The sequence below is a fragment of the Kitasatospora sp. NPDC085879 genome (assembly GCF_040686255.1).
Lineage (GTDB): Bacteria > Actinomycetota > Actinomycetes > Streptomycetales > Streptomycetaceae > Kitasatospora.
This window is the reverse complement of the sequence record NZ_JBFBJZ010000003.1, coordinates 57,497-79,385: the sequence shown is the minus strand read 5'-3', so window position 1 is coordinate 79,385 and position 21,889 is coordinate 57,497. Positions and strand designations below refer to the sequence as shown.

At 75.8% G+C, this 21,889-nt stretch carries 19 protein-coding genes and 1 other RNA gene; 10 read left to right on the top strand and 10 right to left on the bottom strand.

Features of this window, described 5'->3' with window-relative positions; translation table 11 throughout:
* Window positions 1-13 precede the first annotated feature (13 nt).
* The gene (locus AB0P35_RS03570; RefSeq protein ID WP_363505944.1) at window positions 14-1,036 is read left to right on the top strand and encodes a serine hydrolase domain-containing protein; all 1,023 of its coding nucleotides are present in this window, start codon (window positions 14-16) and stop codon (window positions 1,034-1,036) included.
* Between the two features lie 83 nt (window positions 1,037-1,119).
* Here AB0P35_RS03570 and AB0P35_RS03565 read toward each other — a convergent pair whose 3' ends face one another.
* A complete protein-coding gene (locus AB0P35_RS03565) occupies window positions 1,120-2,067 on the bottom strand; it encodes an alpha/beta fold hydrolase (protein ID WP_363505941.1) in 948 nt (315 codons plus the stop codon).
* 115 nt (window positions 2,068-2,182) lie between these two features.
* Here AB0P35_RS03565 and AB0P35_RS03560 point away from each other — a divergent pair, with 115 nt between their 5' ends.
* Complete coding sequence (locus tag AB0P35_RS03560) at window positions 2,183-3,448, top strand: helix-turn-helix domain-containing protein (RefSeq protein ID WP_363505938.1); 1,266 nt, start codon at window positions 2,183-2,185, stop codon at window positions 3,446-3,448.
* An 86-nt stretch (window positions 3,449-3,534) separates the two neighbouring features.
* On the opposite strand, the gene rnpB is transcribed toward AB0P35_RS03560, so the two are convergent.
* The 3 genes from rnpB to AB0P35_RS03545 all read right to left on the bottom strand — a co-directional run bounded on the left by rnpB (window position 3,535) and on the right by AB0P35_RS03545 (window position 6,939).
* Window positions 3,535-3,938, bottom strand: an RNA gene (gene rnpB / locus AB0P35_RS03555) — RNase P RNA component class A.
* A 13-nt stretch (window positions 3,939-3,951) separates the two neighbouring features.
* Window positions 3,952-5,481, bottom strand: coding sequence for an MFS transporter (locus tag AB0P35_RS03550; RefSeq protein ID WP_363505935.1), 1,530 nt, complete (start codon window positions 5,479-5,481; stop codon window positions 3,952-3,954).
* Window positions 5,482-5,490: 9 nt separating this feature from the next.
* A complete protein-coding gene (locus AB0P35_RS03545; protein WP_363505932.1) occupies window positions 5,491-6,939 on the bottom strand; it encodes an RNB domain-containing ribonuclease in 1,449 nt (482 codons plus the stop codon).
* Window positions 6,940-7,143: 204 nt separating this feature from the next.
* Here AB0P35_RS03545 and yaaA point away from each other — a divergent pair, with 204 nt between their 5' ends.
* Window positions 7,144-7,944, top strand: a complete 801-nt coding sequence (gene yaaA, locus AB0P35_RS03540; protein ID WP_363505929.1) for a peroxide stress protein YaaA — start codon at window positions 7,144-7,146, stop codon at window positions 7,942-7,944.
* Between the two features lie 63 nt (window positions 7,945-8,007).
* Here the strand turns inward: yaaA and AB0P35_RS03535 are convergent, their stop codons facing one another.
* The 3 genes from AB0P35_RS03535 to AB0P35_RS03525 are packed head-to-tail and all read right to left on the bottom strand — an operon-like array spanning window position 8,008 to window position 10,773.
* Window positions 8,008-9,156 carry a bifunctional RNase H/acid phosphatase gene (locus AB0P35_RS03535; protein ID WP_363505926.1) on the bottom strand — a complete coding sequence of 383 codons (1,149 nt, stop codon included), beginning with the start codon at window positions 9,154-9,156 and terminating at the stop codon, window positions 8,008-8,010.
* A gap of 5 nt (window positions 9,157-9,161) precedes the next feature.
* Window positions 9,162-9,905 (bottom strand): C4-type zinc ribbon domain-containing protein, encoded by a 744-nt coding sequence (locus AB0P35_RS03530; protein ID WP_363505923.1) that lies wholly within the window; start codon window positions 9,903-9,905, stop codon window positions 9,162-9,164.
* Window positions 9,906-9,936: 31 nt separating this feature from the next.
* Window positions 9,937-10,773, bottom strand: coding sequence for a Nif3-like dinuclear metal center hexameric protein (locus tag AB0P35_RS03525; RefSeq protein ID WP_095875081.1), 837 nt, complete (start codon window positions 10,771-10,773; stop codon window positions 9,937-9,939).
* Between the two features lie 450 nt (window positions 10,774-11,223).
* On the opposite strand from AB0P35_RS03525, the gene AB0P35_RS03520 reads away from it, so the two are divergent.
* From AB0P35_RS03520 to AB0P35_RS03510, 3 genes are all read left to right on the top strand, one after another.
* Window positions 11,224-12,207 (top strand): hypothetical protein, encoded by a 984-nt coding sequence (locus tag AB0P35_RS03520; protein WP_363505920.1) that lies wholly within the window; start codon window positions 11,224-11,226, stop codon window positions 12,205-12,207.
* Window positions 12,208-12,268: 61 nt separating this feature from the next.
* A complete protein-coding gene (locus AB0P35_RS03515) occupies window positions 12,269-14,203 on the top strand; it encodes an alpha/beta fold hydrolase (RefSeq protein WP_363505917.1) in 1,935 nt (644 codons plus the stop codon).
* A 194-nt stretch (window positions 14,204-14,397) separates the two neighbouring features.
* A complete protein-coding gene (locus tag AB0P35_RS03510) occupies window positions 14,398-14,553 on the top strand; it encodes a hypothetical protein (RefSeq protein ID WP_179419215.1) in 156 nt (51 codons plus the stop codon).
* A gap of 83 nt (window positions 14,554-14,636) precedes the next feature.
* On the opposite strand, the gene AB0P35_RS03505 is transcribed toward AB0P35_RS03510, so the two are convergent.
* Complete coding sequence (locus AB0P35_RS03505) at window positions 14,637-15,716, bottom strand: alcohol dehydrogenase catalytic domain-containing protein (RefSeq protein WP_363505914.1); 1,080 nt, start codon at window positions 15,714-15,716, stop codon at window positions 14,637-14,639.
* Between the two features lie 154 nt (window positions 15,717-15,870).
* Between AB0P35_RS03505 and AB0P35_RS03500 the strand changes: the two genes are divergently transcribed.
* The 4 genes from AB0P35_RS03500 to AB0P35_RS03485 all read left to right on the top strand — a co-directional run bounded on the left by AB0P35_RS03500 (window position 15,871) and on the right by AB0P35_RS03485 (window position 19,994).
* Entirely contained in the window at window positions 15,871-16,533 is a 663-nt protein-coding gene (locus AB0P35_RS03500; RefSeq protein ID WP_095875077.1) for a class I SAM-dependent methyltransferase, read from the top strand.
* 188 nt (window positions 16,534-16,721) lie between these two features.
* Window positions 16,722-17,945 carry a hypothetical protein gene (locus AB0P35_RS03495; protein ID WP_363505911.1) on the top strand — a complete coding sequence of 408 codons (1,224 nt, stop codon included), beginning with the start codon at window positions 16,722-16,724 and terminating at the stop codon, window positions 17,943-17,945.
* Window positions 17,946-17,952: 7 nt separating this feature from the next.
* Window positions 17,953-18,927, top strand: a complete 975-nt coding sequence (locus AB0P35_RS03490) for an N-acetylmuramoyl-L-alanine amidase (protein ID WP_363505908.1) — start codon at window positions 17,953-17,955, stop codon at window positions 18,925-18,927.
* Window positions 18,928-19,175: 248 nt separating this feature from the next.
* On the top strand, window positions 19,176-19,994 hold the full coding sequence (locus AB0P35_RS03485) for a hypothetical protein (protein WP_363505905.1): 819 nt from the start codon (window positions 19,176-19,178) through the stop codon (window positions 19,992-19,994).
* 59 nt (window positions 19,995-20,053) lie between these two features.
* Here the strand turns inward: AB0P35_RS03485 and AB0P35_RS03480 are convergent, their stop codons facing one another.
* Both AB0P35_RS03480 and AB0P35_RS03475 read right to left on the bottom strand, forming a co-directional pair.
* Window positions 20,054-21,130, bottom strand: a complete 1,077-nt coding sequence (locus AB0P35_RS03480) for a prenyltransferase (RefSeq protein ID WP_363505902.1) — start codon at window positions 21,128-21,130, stop codon at window positions 20,054-20,056.
* On the bottom strand, window positions 21,127-21,861 hold the full coding sequence (locus AB0P35_RS03475; protein WP_095875072.1) for a class I SAM-dependent methyltransferase: 735 nt from the start codon (window positions 21,859-21,861) through the stop codon (window positions 21,127-21,129). The genes AB0P35_RS03480 and AB0P35_RS03475 overlap by 4 nt, the downstream gene beginning before the upstream one ends.
* Window positions 21,862-21,889: the final 28 nt, after the last annotated feature.

The window sequence follows — 21,889 nt, the reverse complement described above, 5'->3', positions numbered from 1 at the left end:
ACGGAGGACGCACGTGACCACCACTCCCTGGACACCCGCGGCCGCGGCCGCCCTCGCCGACGCCCTCGACCACGCCGTCCTGGACCGGGGCGTCCCCGGCGGCGTCCTCGTCCTCGGTACCGCCGACACCACGGCCGCGGTCGGCCGCACCGTGATCGCCCGCGGCACCGTCGCCCCCGAGTGCGGCCCCGCGGTGCCGGACGACCGCACCCGCTACGACCTCGCCTCCCTCACCAAGATCACCGTCACCTGGGCGCTCACCGGCCGCGCCCTCGCCGCCGGCCGGCTCGACCTGGACGAGCCGCTGCGTAGCCGCTTCCCACAACTACCAGCTCCCGGTGGCTGGTTGACCGTACGGCAACTGCTCGCACACAGTGCCGGACTGCAGCCCGAGACCCGCCTCGACCGCTATCTGCACCTCGACCGCCCGCTCGCCGAACTCCTCTGCGCCGAACAGCTGGTGGCCACACCCGGCACCGAACACCGTTACATCAACCGGGGATACGTCCTGCTGGGCCTGCTGCTCGCCGCCGCCCACGAGACCCCGCTGGACACCCTCGCCGACCGCTATTGGCGCGAACTCGGCATGGACGAGACCGAGTTCGGGCCAGTCCGACGCTCCCCCGCGGTGGCTCCCACCGAGCAGCGGCTGCGCGGCGCACCCCGCACCTGGGGCATCCCGCACGACCCCAACGCCGCACTGCTGAACGGGATCGCCGGCCACGCCGGGGTGTTCTCCACCGCCGCCGACCTCGCCGCGTTCGCCGAACACCTGCTGACCGCGGAGGACCCGTGGCTGACCGCCAGCCTGCGGCCGCAGATCGCCGTCGAGGCAGGCCGCTCCCGGGGCCTCGGCTGGCTGCTCGCCGACACCGGCGCCGCCTACCACCACGGCTACACCGGCACCAGCCTGTACCTCTCCCCCGGGCGCGGCCGGTACGCCGTGCTGCTCACCAACGCCGTCTACCACGGCTTCAGCGGCAGCCGGCTCACCCCGCTGCGCGACCGCATCCTCGCCGCGGCCACCGCGCCCTGAGCCGGACGCGCGGGTGCCCGCACCGGCGCACGGCCGGTGCGGGCACCGCGGGCGGGCCGGTGGGGCGGCCCGCCGGGAACGGCTCAGCCGCAGCCCACGTAGGTGGCGTGGGCCGGGTCGAGCGCGTTGGTCACGTGGTGCAGCGAGGTCGGGTCGAAGGCCACCAGGACGTGCTCGGACAGGTCGATCAGGCAGCTGTCCTGGATGGTGATGTTGGTGACGTTCGGCCCGCTGAGGAACTGCGTCCGGTACGGGGTGACCACCTCGTCGAAGACGGTGGAGATCACCGTGTAGCGCACCCCGGGCACGGTGTCCGGCAGCGAGGAGAGCTTCTGGTTGAACGCCGAGCCGACCACCTGGTCCTTGCAGGCCGGGCAGGCGGTGTAGATCAGGTCCGCCACACCGGGCAGATAGGGCGCGAGGTTGGCGATCCCGGAGAGCGTGGTGCCGTGGTTGGACGGCGCCAGCGCGACCAGCTTGTCGACCTTGCTCGCACCGCCGAGGAACTTCAGGTAGTAGTTCGGGATCATGCCGCCCTGCGAATGGCCGACGATGTCCACCTTGGCCGCACCGGTGTACGACCTCACCAGGTCGACGAACCGGCCGAGTTGGGCCGCGGACTCGGCGGCCGGGCCGAGCCCGCCGATCGGCAGCAGCAGCCCGCTGCCGGAGGAGGTGACGCCGGGCACGGTGCCGTATTCGAGGGCGAAGACGCAGTAGCCCTTGCTCTTCAGCAGCGGCGAGAGCACCAGCCAGTTCTCGAAGCGGTTGGCGAAGGTGCCGTGCACCAGGACGACCGGATTGGGGTGGGCCGCCGTGGGGCGGCAGTTCCAGTCGTTGGCGCCGGGCGGCGAGGCCACGGTGTCGCCGTCGGGCGGGGTGGCGGCGGACGCGGCGGAGGAGCTGTCGGCGGCGAGGGCGGCGGGGGCGCCCCCGCCGAGCAGGGCGGCCGCCAGCAGGGCCGATCCCAGGGCGCCGACGAGCCTGCGGCGGACGGGTCTTGCGGAGAAGCAGAGAAGTGGGGTTCTCAACTGTTGCCTCCACACCAGAAGTTTGTTACCAACAGGTAACCCGGAGTGCCTCCATGATGGGGGCGCCGCACCGGACCGGCCCCAGTGCGTTCCCCAGACCTGGACGGTGATTTCTGTGACCGGTCACAACTCCCCCGCGCAGGTCACGGGTTGGCACGCCCCGACGATCGGCGGGGTCCCCGCGGACCAGCGGCTGCTCGCCGCCCTGCCGGAACTCGTCCAGGCGGTGCTCGCCGCCCTGCTGGACCGGCTGCCCACCTACCGGCGGCTGCCCCGCGAACAGGTCGACGGCGAACTCGCCCGCACCGCCGAGCGCCGGATCCGCACCCTCGCCCGGGCCGTCCGCACCGGCCGGACCGCCCCCGACGAGGAGTTCGCCACCGTCCGCGAGACCGCCGCCCGGCGCGCCGAGGAGGGCCTGCCGCTGGACGCCGTCCTGCTCGCCCACCACATCGGGCTGGAGGTCTGCTGGGAGTGGATGACCCGGCAGGCCGGCGACGGCGACACCGCGGGGCTCCTCGTCCTCCACCGGCTGCTGCTCGACCACCTCCGCCAGGTCACCGCCGCGGCCGGCGCCGGCTACTTCGAGGAACGCCGCACCATGGTCGACGAACGGCACGCCGCCCGGCACGCCCTGATCGGCGCCCTCCTCGACGGCGCCCCCGCGGACGAGGCCGCAGCCCGGGCCGGACTACGACTGCCGCCCGGCTACGCCGTCCTCGCCCTCGCCGTCGCCGACCACCCCGACGAACACGCCGACGGTGTCGACCGCACGGTCGCAGGCCGCCGCAAACTCCGCCGTCTGCGCGCCGAACTCGACCACCGCACCCGGCACGGCGCCCTCTCGGTGCTCGCCGCCGACGGCGGCCTGGTCCTCGTCCCGCTCGACACCCGCCCCACCGCCCTGCCCGCCGCCGATTGGCACCGCCTCGCGGACACCGTAGCCGCCACCGCGCGGGCCGCCGGCGCGCCGGTGCTGGCCGGCGCGGCCGCCGCCGAGCCCTCGGCGGTCGCCGCCGCCGCGGCACTCGCCTACGAAGTCCTCGACGTGGCCCGGGTCTTCGGCCGCCCGCCCGGGCTCTACCGGCTCGACGACCTGCTGCTCGAGTACCAGCTCAGCAGACCCGGCCACGCCAGACCCCGTCTCGCCGCCCTCATCGACCCCCTGCAGCATGCGGGCGACCTGCTCACCACCCTCCGCACCCACCTGGACGGCGGCCTCAACCGCCGCCACACCGCGAGCGCGCTCCACCTCCACCCCAACACCGTCGACTACCGCCTGCGCCGCATCGCCGCCCTCACCGGCCTCGACCCCGCCCGCCCCGCCGACCTGCTGCGCATCACCGCCGCCGTCGCCGCCCACGACGCCGAACGCGCCTGAACCGCCGTGGAGGGCCTCTGACGCGAAGAAGGCCCTCCGCTCCTGCGACGACGCAGGTGCGGAGGGCCTTCCCTCGGCTGGGGCAGCGGACGAGGCGGCCTGTACGCCGGGTTCTGTCTCCCGGGTTGCTTGCGCGGCCCGGGGAGGCGGCCATCCATCTAGGGCTGCCGTTGCCGACAGCCTCGTGCGGTCCACCCGCGGACTCGGGCGAGCAGCCCTCGAACATCCGCGCACGGCGCCCCGAGGGGCACCGATCTTGACCTTGCTCCAGGTGGGGTTTACCGAGCCGGCCGAGTCACCTCGGTCGCTGGTGGTCTCTTACACCACCGTTTCACCCTTACCCGCCGCCGAAGCGGTGGGCGGTCTGTTTTCTGTGGCACTGTCCCGCGGGTCACCCCGGGTGGGCGTTACCCACCACCCTGCTCTGTGGAGCCCGGACGTTCCTCGGCAGGCCCCGTGAGGGACCCGTCGCGACCGCCCGGCCGGCTCGTCCGCCGTAGTGGTCATCGTAGCCGCTCGGGGGCACCGCCCGGCACACCGGCCCGGCCCGGATCCAGCCGGGCGGCGACCCCGGCGGCGCTCGCGGCGGCCCGCGGCGTCGTGGTGACCAGACCGAGGCCGATGATGGCGAGGCCGAGCCCGGTGACGATCCACCAGCCGGCGTGGCTGGCCTCCGCGAAGCCGGTGGCGACCGGCGCGACCAGCGCGGAGGTGACCACGGTGCCGATCACCGCGACCCCGAGCGACTGGCCGACCGAGCGGCTGGTGGAGGCGACGGCGGCCGCCACCCCGGCCTGGGCGAGCGGCATCCCGGAGACCGCCGAGTTGGTGATCGGCGCGTTCACCAGCCCGAAGCCGAGACCGAACAGCGCGTAGGCGCCGAGGACGAGGGCCGGTGGTGAGTCCACCTCGACCCGGGTGAGCAGCAGCCCGCTGGCGGCCAGCGCGATGCCCGCGCAGACCATCGGCATCCGCGGCCCAGACCGCCCGACGATCCGCCCGGAGACCGGCGCGAAGACCAGCATCATCACGGCCATCGGCAGGGTGAACAGCCCGGCCTCGACCGGGTCGTAGCCGCGGACGTCCTGCAGGTAGAGCGCATTGAGGAAGAGGAATCCGCCGAGCGAGGCGAAGGCGCAGACCGCGGTGACGGTGGCACCGCTGAACGGCACGCTGGCGAAGAACCGCGGGTCGATCAGCGGCTCGCTCACCCGCGACTCCCACAGCGGCAGCAGCACGAGGGCGGCCAGCGCCACCCCGGCGAGGGCGAGGATCAGCGGGGACGTCCAGCCGTGCCCCGGGCCCTCGATGATCGCGGCGGTGCCGCAGCCGAGCAGCAGCAGCATGAGCAGTTGGCCGACCGGGTCGAGCCGGCGCGGCCGCGGCGAGCGGGACTCGGGCACGTACCGCACGGTCAGCACGAAGGCGGCGAGGCCGATCGGCACGTTGACCAGGAAGATCGCCGGCCAGCCGGCGCTGTCCACCAGGAAGCCGCCGATCAGCGGGCCGAGCGCCATGGAGATGCCGACCACGCCGCCCCAGACGCCGATCGCCTGGGCGCGCTCGCGCGGGGCGGTGAAGGTGTTGGTGATGATCGACATCGCGACCGGGTTGAGCATCGAGCCGCCGACCGCCTGCAGGCTGCGGAAGGCGATCAGCCAGCCGAGGCCGGGGGCGAGGCTGCACAGCAGCGAGCCGAGGACGAAGACCAGCAGGCCGATCAGGAAGATCCGCCGCCGCCCGACCCGGTCGGCGACCGAGCCGGAGAGCATCAGCAGCGCGGCGAGCACCAGGGTGTAGGCGTCGATGACCCATTGCAGGCCGGAGGCGGGCGCGCCCAGGTCGTGCTGGACGGCCGGCAGCGCGACGTTCACCACGGTGGTGTCGAGGCTGACGATGAACAGGCTGAGGCAGCAGACCGCCAGCACCAGCAGGCGGCGCCGCCGGTCGGCGGCAGGGGCGGGCGGAGCGGTGGCGGGGCCGTCACAGCCGGGGCCGGGCGGCGGCGGGGGAACGGGTCGGCTCAGGGACATGCGGGCGGCTCACACGGGTGCGAAGCGGACGGTTCGGGTGGCGGGGTCGGCGCTGGTGAGACGGACGCGGATGCGTTCGCCGAGCGGCAGTCCGACCCCGTCGCCGTCGCACTTGGCCACGACGGCGGGCTCGGCGAGTTGCACGGTGCCGTGGGCGGGGCGCCGCTCGTCGACGTCGATCACCACGGCGTCGAAGTCCTCGCCCTCGCGGCCGCGCAGCACCTCGGCCTCGATCAGGTCGACGCAGGCCCGCTCGACCTCGTGGGCCCGCCGGTCCCCGCGCTCCATCACCTCGGGCACACCGAGCAGTTCCTCGCGCACCCAGCCGGGCACGTCGGTGCCGCCGGCCACCGCCAGGCAGATCTCCTGGGCGTACCGGTCGGCCAGCCGGCGCAGCGGCGCGGTGCAGTGCGCGTACGGCGCGGCCAGCGCGGCATGGCCGGGGTCTGCGGGCGGCGGCACCCCCTGACCGGAGTCGAAGGCGTGGTATCCGGCGCCGCGCAGCAGGCCGGTGCACTCCTCCAGGAAGGCGGCGTTGCGGGCGTCGGCGGGGTCGAGTGAGCGGATCAGCTCGGGGTAGGACACGGCGGCGGGCCAGTCGACGCCAAGTGCGCGGGCGACCCGGCGCAGCCGGGCGTAGGCGGCCTCGGGGGCGGCGGGCAGGGTGCGGAGCAGGCCGATGCCGGCGTCCAGCATGAGGTCGGCCGCGGCCAGCCCGGTGAGCAGGGAGATCTGCGCGTTCCAGGCGTCGGCGGGGCGCGGCGTGCGGTAGGCGAGGCGGTAGCCGCCGTCGACCGGTTCGACCTCCTGCTCGGGGACGGGCAGGCTGATGCCGCCGCGGGCGGCCTCCTGCTGCTCGCGGAGCCGTCCGATCTCGGCGAGCAGTCGCAGCTGCTCGTCGGCCTCGCCGGCGTCGAGGGCGGCCTGGACGCCGGCGTAGTCGAGTCTGCGGCGGGAGCGGACCTGGGCGCGGCGGACGTCGGCGAGCACCACGGCGCCGTCCGCGTCGAGGTCGATCTGCCAGAGCGCGGCGGGGCGCAGCCGGCCGGGCAGCAGGCTGGCTGCGCCCTCCGAGATCCGGGGCGGGTGCAGCGGCACCCGGATGTCGGGGAAGTAGAGGGTCTGCACCCGGCGCAGGGCCTCGGTCTCCACGACCCCGCCCGGGAGGACGAAGGCGGCGACGTCGGCGATGGCGTAGTGCACCCGGTAGCCGCCGTCCCGGCGGGCCAGGTGCATGGCCTGGTCGAGGTCCAGGGAGTCCGGCGGGTCGAGGGTGAAGAGTTCGAGGTCGGTGGCGTCGGTGTCGGGCAGCCGGGGGACGGCGGCCGCGCGGTCCGCCTCGGCGAGCACCTCGGCGGGCCAGTCGGTGCGGATCTCCAGCCGGCTGCGCAGCTCGGCGAGCTCGGTGTTGATCCGGGCGGTGTCGGCGGTGCGGACACTCAGTTGACGACGCGGCATGACCGCAGCGTAAGGGCGCGGGGGGCGGCGGGCCCGTCGGGCGCGTCCCGTCCGGTGGTCGGGGCAGGTGAGTGGTCGAGGCCCGGAGTTGACGCGCCTCCGGCTGTGGACGGCTTCGGACGGCTGTGGACGGCTTCGGGGCGGGGCGGCGTACGCCAGTACAGTGGCGGGGTCGTCTGCCACAAAGTGTTGAGGAGTGCCGCCGTGCTGGTCCTGTTGCCGCCCTCGGAGGGGAAGGCCGCGTCGGCAGAGGGCGCGCCGGTCGACCTGGACATGCTGTCGCTGCCCGGGCTGACCGCGGCGCGGCGGGCCGTGCTCGACGCACTCGTCGGGCTCTGCCGCGGCGACGAGGACACCGCCGCCGAGGTGCTGGGGCTGTCCCCGGGGCTGCGCGGCGAGATCGCCCGCAACGCCGGGCTGCCCACGGCCGGTGCACTGCCGGCCGGCGAGGTGTACACCGGTGTGCTCTTCGACAACCTCGGCCTCGCCAAGCTCGACCAGGAGGCGTACGAGCGGGCCGAGCGCTCGCTGCTCGTCTTCTCCGGGCTGTGGGGAGCGGTGCGGATCGACGACCGGATCCCGCCCTACCGGTGCTCGATGGGGGTGAAGCTGCCGCCGCTCGGCGCACTCGGCGCGTACTGGCGGGCCGCCACCGCGGACGTCCTGCCGGCGGCGGCGGGCGAGGGGCTGGTGCTCGACCTGCGGAGTTCCGCGTACGCGGCGGCGTGGAAGCCGGCAGGGGAGGTGGCGGGGCGGACGGCGACGGTGCGGGTGCTGCACGAGCGCGAGGTCGGCGGCGAGCTGAAGCGGTCGGTGGTCAGCCACTTCAACAAGGCCACCAAGGGACGGCTGGTCCGCGACCTGCTGAACGCGGGCGCCGACCCGGCCACCCCCGGCGAACTCGTGGACGCCCTCACCACCCTGGGCCACCGCGTCGAGGTCCACGCCCGGGGCACGGTACGGCGCCCCTGGCAGCTCGACGTCGTGGTCAACGAGATCCACTGAGAGAACGCCCAGGGGCGGCCCTGCCCCTGTGTGGCCGACCCTGTGCCCCTGGCAGGCGCAGGCCTACCGCAGGTGGCTGGTGTCGTTGAGGAGGCGCAGGGAGGCGTTGCCGTCGCTGTAGTACTGGACGGCGCAGAGGGAGGCCGCGGAGAGCTCCATGCGGTAGACGGCGTCGGGCGGGGCCCCGAGGGCGAGCCGGACGAGGGTCTTGATGGGGCTGACGTGGGAGACGACGAGGACCGTCCGGCCGGGGTGGCGGGCGAGGATCTTGTCGCGGGCGACGCCCGTCCGGTGGGCGAGGCCGGCGAAGCTCTCGCTGCTGCCGGTGGGCTTCGCCTTGGCGGAGGCGAGCCAGGTGTTCAGGTCGTCGGGGTACTGCTGCTGGACCTCGGCGAAGGTGAGGCCCTCCCAGGCGCCGAAGTCGAGCTCCCGTAGGCCGTCCTCGATCCGGACCTCGAGTCCGAGCCGCTGGGCGACGGCCTCGGCAGTCTCCCGGGTGCGCCGCATCGGGGAGCTGACGACGGCCTGGACGGTGCCGCGGGCGGCGAGCGCCTCGGCGACCCGTTCGGCCTGCCAGCGGCCCTTGTCGGAGAGTTCGGGGTCGGTGCCGCCGCTGCCCGAGAAGCGCTTCTGCGGGGTGAGGGCGGTCTCGCCGTGCCGGAGCATGACGAAGGTGGTGGGGGTGCCGAGGTCGGCGGGGGCGGCCCAGCCGGCCCGCGGGGCGGCAGGCTCGGGCAGTGCCTCCTCCGCCGGGGCTGCCGCGGCGGTGGCGGCGGCCTTCGGCTCCCACTGGCGGCCGGCGCGGCCGGCGTCCATGGCTTCGTTGGCGAGCCGGTCGGCGTCCTTGTTCCGCTCGCGCGGGATCCAGGTGTAGGTGACGCGGCCGCGCGGGAAGACGGTGCGGGCCTCGGCGGCCAGCGGCTGCATGTCGGGGTGCTTGATCTTCCAGCGGCCGGACATCTGCTCGACGACGAGCTTGGAGTCCATCCGGACGTCGACGGGGGCGTCCGGGTCGAGGCCGTGGGCGGCCCGCAGGCCGGCGATCAGGCCGCGGTACTCGGCCACGTTGTTGGTGGCGTGGCCGATGAACTCGGCGGCCTCGGCGATGATCGCCCCGGTGTCGGCGTCCCGGACGACGGCCCCGTAGCCGGCCGGCCCCGGGTTGCCCCGGGAGCCGCCGTCGGCCTCGACGATGAACCTGCGGGGGGACATTCCGATCAGACGCCCGGCTCGGCGGTGCGCACCAGGATGCGGCCGCAGTTCTCGCAGCGGACGACCGCGTCGGCGGGCTCGGCCTTGATGGCGTTGAGGTCGGTGATGGCGAACTCGACCCGGCAGCCCTCGCAGCGGCGCTGCTGGAGGCGGGCCGCGCCGACGCCGCCCTGCTGCTCGCGCAGCCGGGTGTAGAGCTTGAGCAGGTCGGCGGGGATGACCTTGGCGACGGTCTCGCGGTCGCGGGTGGTCTTCTCGACCTCGGCGTCGATCTCGGCCCAGGCGGCGTCGCGGTGCTCCTCGGCCTCCTTGAGGACGACGTCGGAGTGCTGCAGACGGGCCGTCAGCTCGGTGACCCGGCTCTCGGCGGACTCCAGGCGCTCCATGACCTCCAGGACGACGTCCTCCAGGTCGGACTGGCGCTTGGCGAGCGAGCCGGTCTCGTGCTGGAGGTTCTCCAGGTCCTTCGGGGAGGTGACGGTGCCGGAGTCCATCCGCTGCTGGTTGCGGGCGGCGCGGGCGCGGACCTGCTCGACGTCCTGCTCGGCCTTGGTCTGCTCGCGGGTGGTGTCGGAGAGCTGGGCCTGGGCGGCGATGACCAGGTCCTTGAGGGCGGTGTGGTCGGCGCCGGCCTTCTCGATCTCGGCGAGCTCGGGCAGGGTGCGGCGCCGGTGGGCCAGCTGGTCCAGGCGGGAGTCGATGGCCTGCAGGTCGAGCAGGCGGATCTGGTCGGCGGGCGCGGCGTTCAAGCGGGAAGCTCCTGTGTGAATCGATCAGGTGTCAGGCGGTGTACGGCATGGGGGCGTGCCCCGTCCACGGGTCGGTGACCAGGTGGGAGACCTTGGTCTCCAGCTCCCAGCCGTGCTTGCCGGCCGCCTCGGTCAGCGACTGGGCGGCGAGGTTCAGCCAGGGCCACTCGGTGGCCCAGTGCGCGGCGTCGACGAGCGCGACCGGGGCGGCCTCGGACGCCTCGGACGCAGGGTGGTGGCGCAGGTCCGCGGTGACGTAGGCGTCGACGCCGGCGGCGCGGACCTCGGCGAAGAAGCTGTCACCGGAGCCGCCGCAGACGGCGACCCGGCTGATCGTCCGCTGCGGGTCGCCGGCGACCCGGACGCCGGTGGCGGTGGCGGGGAGCCCGGCGGCGACCTGCGCGGCGAAGGCGGCGAGGGTCATCGGCTCGGGCAGCACGCCGATCCGGCCGCCGCCGCGGCGGCCCGCCGGGTCGGTCGGGTCGGGAACGAGCGGGCCGGTGACGCGCAGCCCGACCGCCTCGGCGAGGGCGTCGGAGACGCCGGGGTCGGCGTGGTCGGCGTTGGTGTGCGCGACGTGCAGCGCGATGCCCTGCCGGATCAGGGAGTGCACCACGCGGCCCTTGAAGGTGGTGGCGGCGACACTGGTCGTGCCGCGCAGGTAGAGGGGGTGGTGGGTGACGACCAGGTCCGCGCCCCACGCGGCGGCCTCGTCCACGACCGCCTGCACCGGGTCGACGGCGAAGAGCACCCGGCGGACCTCGGCGTCCGGGTCGCCGCAGACCAGCCCGACGGCGTCCCAGGACTCCGCCCACTGCGGCGGGTACAGCTCTTCGAGCGCGGCGATCACGTCGGACAGTTTCGGCACCTGTCGAGACTACCGCGCCCGGCGGGCGCGCCGGTCCCGCACCGGTCCGCGGCAGCCCGCACAGCTGCACGTCAACCCGCGCCCGGCGGCGCACGGTACGAGCGCCGGCCGGTCAGCGGCGCACGTCGGACGGGGCGCGCTCCGGAGCGCCGGGCCCGATCCGGTCGCACTCCGGAGCCCGCGCACGACCGGAATCGGATCTGGATCACCCTTATGAGTGAAGTGACCCGGGCTGCGTTGAGTCACACCGACCACGAAAGTAACTTCAGTTCCGCGAACGAGAGTTGCCCTGACCTGGGGGGTCGGGAAGGGGCGCCGGGCGCCGACCCGGGCCGGGCGAGTGGCCCGGGGAGGTCCGGTACCGGGCGGCTCTCGTCACTTCCAGGACGACCGGGTCGCGGTGCAGGAGCAGTGGGCAACCGCGGCGTCGACACGAAGGGGTGTGAAGCGATGGGGGCGGGCACACCGCTGCGTTCGGCCTCGGTGGCGGGGTCGGTCGGTGACGGGCCGGATGCGGACGGCACCGCACTGGGGGTCGTGCGGACGGCCGCGGCCGGTGCGCAGGGGCGGGGAGGCGAGGGCGGCCCGGTGGCCGCCGTCGAGAGCCCCCGGCGCACCGCCCGGCCGTCCGCGCCGGCGTACCGCGCGACGAGGCGCGGTCGGCCGGTGGAGGCGGAACTCCGTGGTGGCGCGCGGGGGTTCGCCGTACCGCCGGTCGACCCCTTCGAGGGGAGGGGGTCGACCGGGCCCGGGTGGCGGGCCGGGGAGCGCGAGCGGTTATCCGCCGCACTCGCCGCGGCCGGCCTGGCCGCACCGCCGGGGCCGCGACCGGAGGGGACGACACTCGACCACTGGGTCGCCGAACGGCTGGGCCGCTCCGGCGACCCCGGCGTCCCGTGGCCGGACGCCCGCCCGGTCGCCACCGCCCTGGTCGGCCTGATGGCCCGGGTGCACGCCCTGGGGGCGGCGCTGTGCGACCTCTCCGCCGAACAGGTCCTGGTGGGCCCGGACGGCCGACTGCGGCTGGCCGGCCCCCGTCCCTACCCGGCGCCCCGGCCCGGGGCCGTTTCGCTGCGCCGCGGGCCGTACGGCGACGACCGCCACGCCCTCGGCGGGCTCCTCTTCCTGCTCGCCACCGGCCGCACCCCGCTGCTCGCCGAGGAGTTCCCGGAGGCCCGGGCCGGTACCCCGCCCGCGGCGCCCGCCGCGGTCCGGCTGCGCCGCTGGCTGGCGCTGGCCGCCCGGACGGGCGAGACCGCCCGCCGGCTCACCCCGCTCGTGCTCGGCCTCTGTGCCGAGGACCCGGCCGACCGCTGGCCCCCCGAACGGGCCGCGGCCGCGCTGGGCCCTCCCTTGCGGATCTCGCCGGGCGTCGCGTGCCCGGCGAGATCCGAGAGGAAGGGCCCGGTCGACCCGGCACCGCCCGGCACCTGACCCGGCCGCACCCCGCGTGCCGCCCGCCCCAGCCCCCGTACGGATCAGGAGAGCCGCACCGATGAGCACCGTCGCCCGGACCGCCTCCCAGGCACTGCGCCGGTTCGGGTTCACCTTCGCCGCCGACGGCTCGCACGCCGCCTGCCTCGCCGCCGGTCCGGACGGCGGCTGGTACGCCGAGAGCTGGCGGCTGCCCGCGGACGGCTCCCCCGCGGAGCCCGTCCCGCTGCCGCCGCCCGCCGGCCGCACCGAGAGCCTGCGCTCGCAGCCCGTCGCGATGTCCGACGGGCGGGTGCTGGTCTGCCGGCACGACGGCGAGCGGCACGACCTCGTCGTCCTGTCGGCCGCCCGGGAGGAGCGCGAGCAGCAGCTGGCCCGGCTCTGGCTGCCGGGGCTCCGGCTGCTGCCGGTGCCGGGCGGCGGGGCGGTCGCGCTCGGCACCGACGGGCGGCCGGTCACCACGGTCTGGCGGATCGCCGCCGACGGTTCACCGCCCGCCCAGGTCGCCGAACTGCCCGGGATGTACGGCGGCGGCCTCTGGCTGGACACCGCGGGCCGGCTGCTGGCCCTGGACCGGGTCGCCGACGGGTCGGTGCGCACCGTCGTCCTGGATCTCGACGGTGGCGCCGTCACCCCGCTGCTGGAGATCGCCGAGGGCAGCAACGACCGGCTGGTGCTGTTCGACCCGCCGAGCGGCTTCGGAGTCGTCCGCAGCGACGCCCCCGGGGCCGACCGGCTCGGCTGGGCACTGCTCGGCGGCTCCGACCCGGTCCGGTTCCCGGACTGCCTGCACCAGCCCGGCCCGGTGCCGCGGCCGATCGCGCTCGCCCCCGGCGGGGGCACCGATCCGCGTGTCGTCCTGCAGCTCGACCACGGTGCGGCGACCGCCCTCGCGCTCTGGCAGCCCTCCGCCGGCCGGCTGGACCGGCTGCCCGCCCCACCCGGCCGGTTCGGCGAGACCGGCCACTGGTCGGCGGCCGGCCTGCGCGTCCCGTACTCGGCGCCGGACCGCCCGGCCGCCCTCGCCACCCTCGACGTGGACGCCCTGCTGGCGGCCGGCGCCGCCGCCGGCCCGGGCGCCGTGCCGCCGCCACTGCCGCTGCAGCTCGCCCCGCTGGCCCCGCACGCGGCCCCCGACGACCTGCCGGGCGGCGCGCACCCGCCCGGCTGGCGGGTCGACGGCTCGGCCGAGCCCGGGGACGGCGGCAGCTGGCAGGCCGCGCGGCCGGTGCACCTCGGCGGCCCGGCCGGCCCGCTGGAGGCCGTGGTGTACGGCGGGGACTCCTGGCTGGCCGCCCCGCACCTGGTGCTGGCGCTGCACGGCGGCCCGGCCGATGCCTGGCGGCTGGAGTTCGACCCGGCGCTGCAGCGGATGGCCGGCCGCGGCACCGCCGTGGTCGCCCCCAACCAGCGCGGCTCGACGGGCTACGGGCCCGCGCACGAGGCGGCCGTGCACGGCGCCTGGGGCGGCCCGGACCTCGACGACGTCCTGCACCTGCTGGACGGCCTGGCCGAGCAGCGGGCCGCCCTCGGGCTGGAGCCGCCCGCCCTCTTCGGCGTGAGCTACGGCGGCTTCCTGGCGCTGCTCGCCGCCGCGCACGCGCCCGCCGGGCACCTCGCGCGGTGCGCGGTGGTGGCGCCCTTCCTGTCCGGTGCCCGGTTGCTCGCCGAGGCGGCGGAGCCGGTGCGGGCGATGTGCGAGCGCCTCGGAGGCGCCGCCGAGGCGCAGGACGTCCGCGGGCCGCGCGACGTGCTGCGGCTGGCCCACCGGCTGACCGCGCCGCTGCTGATCGTGCACGGCGACCGGGACGAGGTGGTGCCGGTCGGGCAGTCCCGCACGCTCCGTCACGAGCTGCTGCGGCTCGGCCGCGCCGAGGGCACCGACTTCCGGTACGTGGAGGCGGCCGGGGCCGGCCACGAACTGCTGGCCGAGGAGGGCGCCGCCGTCCTGCACGAGCTGCTGGCCGGATTCCTGCGCACCGGCCGGCCCGCCTGACGACCCGCCGAGCGCCCACCGGATCGGAGTCTGCCGTGCGCGGGCAGTGACCGCCCCGATAGGCTCGTACCCGATTCGGCCGCCCCGGCGGCCGCGGTCCCGGGCGCCGAACGCCCGGACGGTCGGGCAGCCGAGTGCCCGGCCGAACGACGCTGCGCCCGCAGCACCGCACAGCACGGAGAAGACAGAAGCTCATGTCCGAGACCCTCACCGACACCACCGAGCACGACCGCACCGCGCCCGGCGCCGACGAGGCCATGGCCGAGGACACCGCGCACGGCCGCCACCGCGGCACGACGGCACCGGACGACCGCCCCGACGCCGACCCGCACGGCCGGCACCGCCGCTGACCTGCTCGCACACCGCGCGGCCCGGGGCTCTCGCCCCGGGCCGCCGGCGTTGCGGGCCCGCCGCCGGACGGCCGGCATCGCGCTCAGTCGAAGGTGAGCACCGTGCGCAGTGCCTCGCCGCTGCGCATCCCGGCGATCGCCCGGCCGACCTCTTCGAGCGGCACCCGGTGGGTGACCAGCGCGGCCAGGTCGAGCCGGCCGGCCCGCCACAGGTCGACCACCCGGGCCGCGGTGCGGGCGACGTCGCCGCCGCCGTACAGCGAGCTGAGGACCCGCTTCTCGTTGAAGAACAGTTCGCCGAGGCTGAACGCGACCCTGTCGTCGCGGGCGCCGGCGCCGACCACCACCACGGCGCCACCGCGGCGGGCGGCGTCGTAGGCGGCGCGGACGGTCTCCGAGCGGCCGACCGCCTCCACCACGTAGTCGTAGCCGCCGAGGGCGAGGCCCTTGGCGGCGGCGCGCAGCTCCTCGGGGGCGATCGCGTCGGTGGCGCCGAGTGCCAGGGCCCGCTCGCGGCGGGCGGCGACCGGGTCGACGGCGGTGACCCGGGCGGCGCCGCTGATCCGGGCGGCCTGCACGGCGGCCGCGCCGACCCCGCCGGCGCCGAGCACGGCGACGGTGGCGCCCGGCTCGACCCGCGCGGTGTTCACCACCGCGCCGAAGCCGGTGGTGACCCCGCAGCCGACCAGGGCGGCGAGCTCGAAGGGCAGGTCCGCGGGCATCCGCAGCACGGCGTCGGCGGCGACCACGGCCTCCTCGGCGAAGCTGCCGGTGCTGTAGAAGCCGTACGCGGCGGTGCCGCCGCCGAACCGGAAGGTGGGCTCGGCGAGCCGCTTGAGGCTCGCGGTGCACAGGTGGGTCTCGCCGCGGGCGCAGAACGCGCAGCCGCCGCAGGGCGGCATCCAGCAGAGCACCACCCGGTCGCCGGGGGCGAGGCCGGTGACGCCCGGGCCGACCTCGGTGATCTCGCCGGCGCCCTCGTGGCCGGGCACGAACGGCGCCGGCTGCGGCAGGACGCCGCTCATCGCCGAGAGGTCGGAGTGGCAGAGTCCGGCGGCACGCATCCGGACCCGGACGGTGCCGGGCCCGACGTCGACCGTCTCCACGTCGTCGCGGACCTCCAGCGTGTCCTGGCCGGTCTCGTGCAGGATCGCTGCGCGCATCGGTGCTCCCGTTCCCCTCGTGCGGTGGCGTCTGACGGCAACGAGGGTACGGGCGCGGCCCGGTCGGGCACCCGGGCCGGGCGGGCACCCGGGCCGGCCGTACCGTCGGGTAGGGTCCGCTGCACCGTTCCGTCCGCCAGCAGGGAGCAGCAGCATGACCGACCGCCACGACGCGCCCGCCGCGGCCCTGCCCGGGCCCGAGGTGCTGAAGGCCTTCGAGGCGGCGACCGGCTTCATGCCGGTGGACGAGGGCCTCGCGCTGTACGCGGCGGCGGTGGAGGCCGCGGGGCGCACCGGGCTGCCGGTGCTGGAGATCGGGACGTACTGCGGCCGCTCGGCGGTCCTGCTGGCGGACGCGGCCCGCCGGACCGGCACGGTGGCGCTCACCGTGGACCACCACCGGGGCTCGGAGGAGCAGCAGCCGGGCTGGGAGTACCACGACCCGACGCTGGTCGACCCGGAGGTCGGCCGGATGGACACCCTGCCGGTCTTCCGCCGCACGCTGTTCCACGCGGGCCTGGAGGAGCACGTGGTGGCGCTGGTGGGCCGCTCGCCGCAGATCGCCGCGCTGTGGGGCGGCCGGCTGGCGCTGGTGTTCATCGACGGCGGGCACACCGACGAGCACGCCACCGGCGACTACGAGGGCTGGGCGCCGCACCTGGCCGAGGACGGCCTGCTGGTCGTCCACGACGTCTTCCCGGACCCGGAGGACGGCGGGCAGGCGCCGTACCGGGTGTACCTGCGGGCGCTGGCCGAGGGCTTCGAGGAGGTCTCGGTGACGGGTTCGCTGCGGGTGCTGCGGCGCGCGCGGGGCTGAGGACGCGCCGCGGGGCGGGCCGCCGCGGGCACGATCCCGGGCGCTCCGCCGTCGTACGACACGGGCGGTACCCTCCGGGTGCCGTGCCGTGGCGCGCCCGGGGTCTGTACGGTGTCCGACAGCAGTCGAACGGCTGGGCACGGCGCGGTGGGTGCGACGCGACTACGCAGCGGGGCGAGGGCGAGGGAATGACGGATCAGGACAACACGCCGCCGGCGGTCTGGGACCCGACCGCGCGCGGCGGTGCCGGCGGCTGGGTGCGGCGCCGGCCGGGGCCCGAGGGTGCCCCTCCGCCGCCCCCGGCCGGCCCCCCGGGTTTCCCGGCCGTGGCGCCCTCGGGCTTCCCGCCGCACGCCCAGGCGCAGCCGTTCCCGCCGACGGCGCCGCCGGGCTTCCCGCCGGCCCGGGTGCCGGCGGCGGACGAGCAGGCGACGACGATGCTGCCGCCGGTGCCCGCCGGCGGTCCGGGCGACCAGGGACCGCCGTTCGGTGCCCGGCCGTACGTGGCCGCGCCGCCGTCCGCGCCGGGCTTCCCGCCGCAGGACCGGACGCAGGCCTTCCCCGCGCAGGGCTTCCCGCCGCCCGGGCCCGGATTTCCGCCTCCGCAGGGCGCCGCGCCGTTCGACGGCGGACGGGCGCCGTTCCCGGCCTTCGACCCGGCCGGGCCGCGGCCCGCGGGCGCCCCCGCGCCGGTGTACGAGGACCTGGACGATCAGGAGCCGCCGCGCAACCGGACACCGATGCTGATCGGCGCGGGTGTCGTGCTGGTGCTGCTGCTCGGCGTGGGCACCGTCTGGGCGGTGCAGAACTCGGGCTCCGACGGCAAGACGGGTGCGGCGCGGGCCGTCTCGCCGCCCGCGCAGGGCGGGGCCGGTGGCGCGGCGCCGTCCGCCGCCGCGGGCGGGTCCTCGGCGGCCGCGTCGCCGAGCGGCTCGCCGAGCGCCGGGGCCGGGTCCGAGGGGCAGGCCAAGGCGCTGGACGCGCTGCTGGCCCGCGGCGAGAGCGCGAAGGCGCCGATCGGCAGCGCGGTGGCCAAGGTGGCGAGCTGCCCGGACAAGTCGGAGATCGAGAGCGCCGCCCAGGTCTTCGACGACGGTGCGACGCAGCGCGACCAGCTGGTCGCCGACCTCGGCAAGCTGGCGCTCGGCGACCTGCCGGGCGGCGCGGAGGCGGCGCAGACCCTGAAGTCGGCCTGGCAGACCTCGGGCGACATCGACCGGGCGTACGCGGCCTGGGCCCGTACCGTGGCGAGCCAGGGCTGCTCCGGCAGCACCGCCCCGAACACCGCCGACAAGAAGCACGCCAACGACCTCAATCCGCAGGCCACCCAGTCCAAGAAGGACTTCGTGGCGAAATGGAACGCGATCGCGAAGACCTACGGTCTGACCGAGCGCACCTGGGACAGGATCTGAACCACCCGTGACCGGCACCACCACCGACACCCAGTACCCGGAGCGCCCCCGCCGCGCCCGCCGCCTCGGCCTCGCCCTGCTCGTCTGCACGGTGCCCGTGCTCGCGGCGGGCGGCTGGTTCGGCTGGCAGGCGCTCGCCGACGGCTCCCGTCCGGGGGCGGCTCCCCCGGCCTCGTCGGGCCCGGCCGCGGATCCGGCGCCGGCCTCCTCCGACCCGGAGTCGGCGGGGGCGTCGGCGGCGGCGCCCTCCTCGGGTCCGGCGCCGTCCAACGCGGTCCCGAGCGCCTCGGCGCCGACCGGTTCGGGCCCGCTGAACGGCCGCACCGTGCTGCTGGACCCGGGGCACAACCCGGGCAACGTCAAGCACACCACCGAGATCAACCGGCAGGTGGACATCGGCAACGCCCGCAAGGAGTGCGACACCACCGGCACGTCCACCAACGCGGGCTACAGCGAGGCCTCGTACACGCTGGACGTGGTGCACCGGGCGCGGGAGATCCTGCGGCAGCGCGGCGCGAGCGTGGTGCTGACCCAGGACGGCGACCGGCCGTTCGGGCCGTGCATCGACGAGCGGGCCCGGATCGGCAACCAGGCGAAGGCGGACGCCGCGGTGTCCGTGCACGCCGACGGCGCCCCGGCCGGCGCGCACGGCTTCCACGTGATCATGCCGGGGAAGGTGACCGCCGGGCCGGCCGACACCTCGGCGATCGTCGACCCCTCGCACCGCCTGGGCGTGCTGCTGCGCGACGACTTCCGGCAGGCGACCGGCCAGCCGTACGCCGACTACATCGGCAAGGACGGCCTGGACACCCGGACGGACCTGGGCGGCCTGAACCTGTCGCGGGTGCCGAAGGTGTTCATCGAGTGCGGCAACATGCGCAATGCCGCGGACGCCCAGCACATGACGGACCCGCAGTGGCGGCAGAAGGCCGCCGAGGGCATCGCGGAGGCGGTGACCGCCTTCCTGGCCGGCGGCTCCTGACCGGGGGCGCACGGCCGGCGCGGCCCGTCCGGCCGGTCCGCCGGTGGTGCGCCTGACCAGGAGCCACGGCGATTTCGCAACGAATTCGGGGGTTTCCCCGGGGCGCTGTGCACAGCGCACGACCCGGGCCCTAGGCTCTTGCACGTCCGGGGACGACCCGACATGCAGTACACGACACACCAACGAGGGGAACGTTAGTGAATCTGCGCGCTCTCACGCGGGGAGACGCCGCCGTCGCAGGTGCGGCCGTGCTGCTCTTCATCGCGTCCTTCCTGCCCTACCTGACGGTCGAGTTCTGCATCGCCGGGCGGTGCTCCTCGGACAGTCAGAACGCGTGGAAGGCCTCGCTCTTCCCGATCCTGCCCTCGGCGTTCCTGCTGGGCATCGTCGCGGCCGTGCTGATCCTGCTGCACCGCCTGCAGGGCGAGGCGTCGACCGGGCGCCAGGTGCTGGGCCTGCGCCTGGACCAGTGGGGCACCGCGCTGTCGGTCGCCACGCTGTGGTCGGCGCTGTGGGCGCTCGCCGGCGGCGGCGAGGGTGTCAGCCACGGCTTCGGTGCCTGGCTCGGCCTGCTGGCCGCGCTGGTGCTGGCCGGTGGCGCTGCCGCGGGCCCGCTGGTGCCGGCGCTGCAGGCGCCGCTGCTGACGGACAAGCCGGCCGCGCCGGCCCCGCAGGCGTACCAGGGCTTCCCGCAGGGCGGCCAGCCGGGCCAGCCCGGTCAGCCCGGTCAGTACGGCTACCCGCAGGCCGGGCAGCCGGGCGCCGTGCAGGCCCCGGCGTTCGGTGCCGAGCAGCACGGCGGCTACGGCTACCCGGCCGGGGCCCAGGCCGCCCCGCAGCAGGTGCACGACGCCGCTCCGGCCGCGTCGTTCCAGCCGTTCTGGTTCGCGGTGCCGGCCGTCCGCCAGCTGGCGAACAAGGACAACCCGGCGGGGCCGCCGGTCGGCGAGCTCGTCCCGGGCACCTGGTACCTGGCGGTCGAGCAGCGCGGCGCGGCGCTGGTGGCGCAGCTGCCTGACGGTTCGCACGGTCTGCTGAGCGACACCTCCGGCATCCAGCGCGGCTGACGGACGGACACCCGAAAGGGGCGGTACCCGGTCGGGTACCGCCCCTTTCGGGTGTCCGGTCAGCAGCAGTCGTTGACGACCAGGCCGGCGGGCAGGCCCTCGCCGCCGAAGACGGCGACGGTGGCGTGGTCGCCGCCGAGGGCCGCGACGGCGAGCAGCAGGGCGCCGGCCGTCCAGGTGGTGCGCTCCTCGGGCCAGATGGCGTCGTCCTCGAAGACGTAGCCCGTCCAGTAGGAGCCGTCGGTGTGCCGCAGGTGCTGGATCCAGCGGAGGATCTCCACGGCGCGGTCGGACTGGCCCACCGCCCAGAGGGCGAGGGCGAGTTCGGCGCTCTCGCCGCCGGTGACCCAGGGCCGGTCGCTGACGCAGCGCACGCCGAGGCCGGGCACCACGAAGCGGTCCCAGTCGCGGGCCATCCGCCGCTCGGCCTCGACGCCGCGCAGCGCGGTGCCGAGGACGGGGTAGTACCAGTCCATCGAGTAGCGGTCCTTGTCGAGGAACCGCTCGGGGTGGTGGGCGATCGCGTGGCGCAGCCGTCCAGCGGCCAACTCCCAGTCGGGCTGGGGCTCTTCGAGGTGGTCGGCGATGGCGAGGCCGCAGCGCAGGGCGTGCAGGATCGAGGAGGAGCCGGTGAGCAGCGCCTCGTCGGGGGCGGTGCCGTCCTCGTCCTGGCGCCAGGCGATCGGGCCGCCGGGCAGCCGCAGGCCGACGGTGAAGTCGAGGGCGCGGCGGACGGTGGGCCAGATCCACTCCAGGAAGGCGTCGTCGCCGGTGGCCAGGTGGTGGTGCCAGGCGCCGACGGCGATGTACGCGCAGAAGTTGGTCTCCTTCGCGGCGTTGGTGACCTCACCGTCGGGGCCGCCGTGGCCGTAGGAGTAGGCGGCGTACCAGGAGCCGTCGGGGTTCTGGTGGTCCACCAGCCAGCGGTAGGCGGCCTCGGCGGCGGCGTGCTCGCCGGCGGTGTCGAGGGCCATCGCGGCCTCGGTGTGGTCCCAGGGGTCGAGGTGGCCGCCGTGGAACCACGGCAGGGCGCCGTCGCGCTGCTGGTCGGCGAGGATGGAGCGGACGGTGGCGGCGGCCTGCTCGGCGTCGAGGACGCCGTCGAGCAGCAGCGCGTCGGGGACGGCCGCGGTCACTTGCCGGCCCGGTGCGGCTTGGAGGCGTACACCACGAAGCTCTTGCCGATGACGGGGTTGAGCGCCTTCTCGGCGGCCTTGGTGAGGGTGCTGATCACCGGGGTGCCGACGATGTCCCAGACCAGCAGCTGGTGGTAGGCGCGGACGGGCAGCGCCTTGTCGTTGTTGACGCCGACCGCGCACTTGATCCACCAGTACGGGGAGTGCAGCGCGTGCGCGTGGTGGGTGCCGTAGGGCTCCAGGCCCGACTCGCGGACCTTCTCGACGAGTTCGTCGCCACGGTAGATGCGGATGTGGCCGCCCTCGACCTCGTGGTACTCGTCGGAGAGCGCCCAGCAGATCTTCTCCGGCAGGTAGCGGGGCACGGTGACGGCGAGCAGCCCGCCCGGCTTGAGGACGCGGACCATCTCGGCGAGCACGCCCTTGTCGTCCGGGATGTGCTCCATGACCTCGGAGATGATGATCCGGTCGAAGGTGTCGTCGTCGAAGGGCAGGTTGAGCGCGTCGCCCTCCATGGCCACCGCGGAGGAGCCGGCGGGGGCCTCGCCCGCCTGCTCCATCGCCGCGAACCACTTGCGGACCTCGGCGATCTCGTCGCCGTTCTGGTCCAGGGCGACGACGTTCGCACCGCGCCGGTAGGCCTCGAAGGCGTGCCGGCCCCCGCCGCAGCCCAGGTCGAGCACCCGGTCGCCGGGGGCGAGCGGGAAGCGGGAGAAATCGACGGTCAGCACTGCGGGGCTCCCATTCGTTGCTGCTGTA

Excerpts from the sequence above, each read along its gene's own strand:
- AB0P35_RS03495 (WP_363505911.1), top strand. The coding sequence starts at position 16,722 with ATGACGGATCAGGACAACACGCCGCCGGCGGTCTGGGACCCGACCGCG.
- AB0P35_RS03510 (WP_179419215.1), top strand. The coding sequence starts at position 14,398 with ATGTCCGAGACCCTCACCGACACCACCGAGCACGACCGCACCGCGCCC.
- AB0P35_RS03505 (WP_363505914.1), bottom strand. The coding sequence starts at position 15,716 with ATGCGCGCAGCGATCCTGCACGAGACCGGCCAGGACACGCTGGAGGTC.
- AB0P35_RS03520 (WP_363505920.1), top strand. The coding sequence starts at position 11,224 with ATGGGGGCGGGCACACCGCTGCGTTCGGCCTCGGTGGCGGGGTCGGTC.
- AB0P35_RS03535 (WP_363505926.1), bottom strand. The coding sequence starts at position 9,156 with ATGTCCCCCCGCAGGTTCATCGTCGAGGCCGACGGCGGCTCCCGGGGC.
- AB0P35_RS03550 (WP_363505935.1), bottom strand. The coding sequence starts at position 5,481 with ATGTCCCTGAGCCGACCCGTTCCCCCGCCGCCGCCCGGCCCCGGCTGT.
- AB0P35_RS03515 (WP_363505917.1), top strand. The coding sequence starts at position 12,269 with ATGAGCACCGTCGCCCGGACCGCCTCCCAGGCACTGCGCCGGTTCGGG.
- AB0P35_RS03500 (WP_095875077.1), top strand. The coding sequence starts at position 15,871 with ATGACCGACCGCCACGACGCGCCCGCCGCGGCCCTGCCCGGGCCCGAG.
- AB0P35_RS03545 (WP_363505932.1), bottom strand. The coding sequence starts at position 6,939 with ATGCCGCGTCGTCAACTGAGTGTCCGCACCGCCGACACCGCCCGGATC.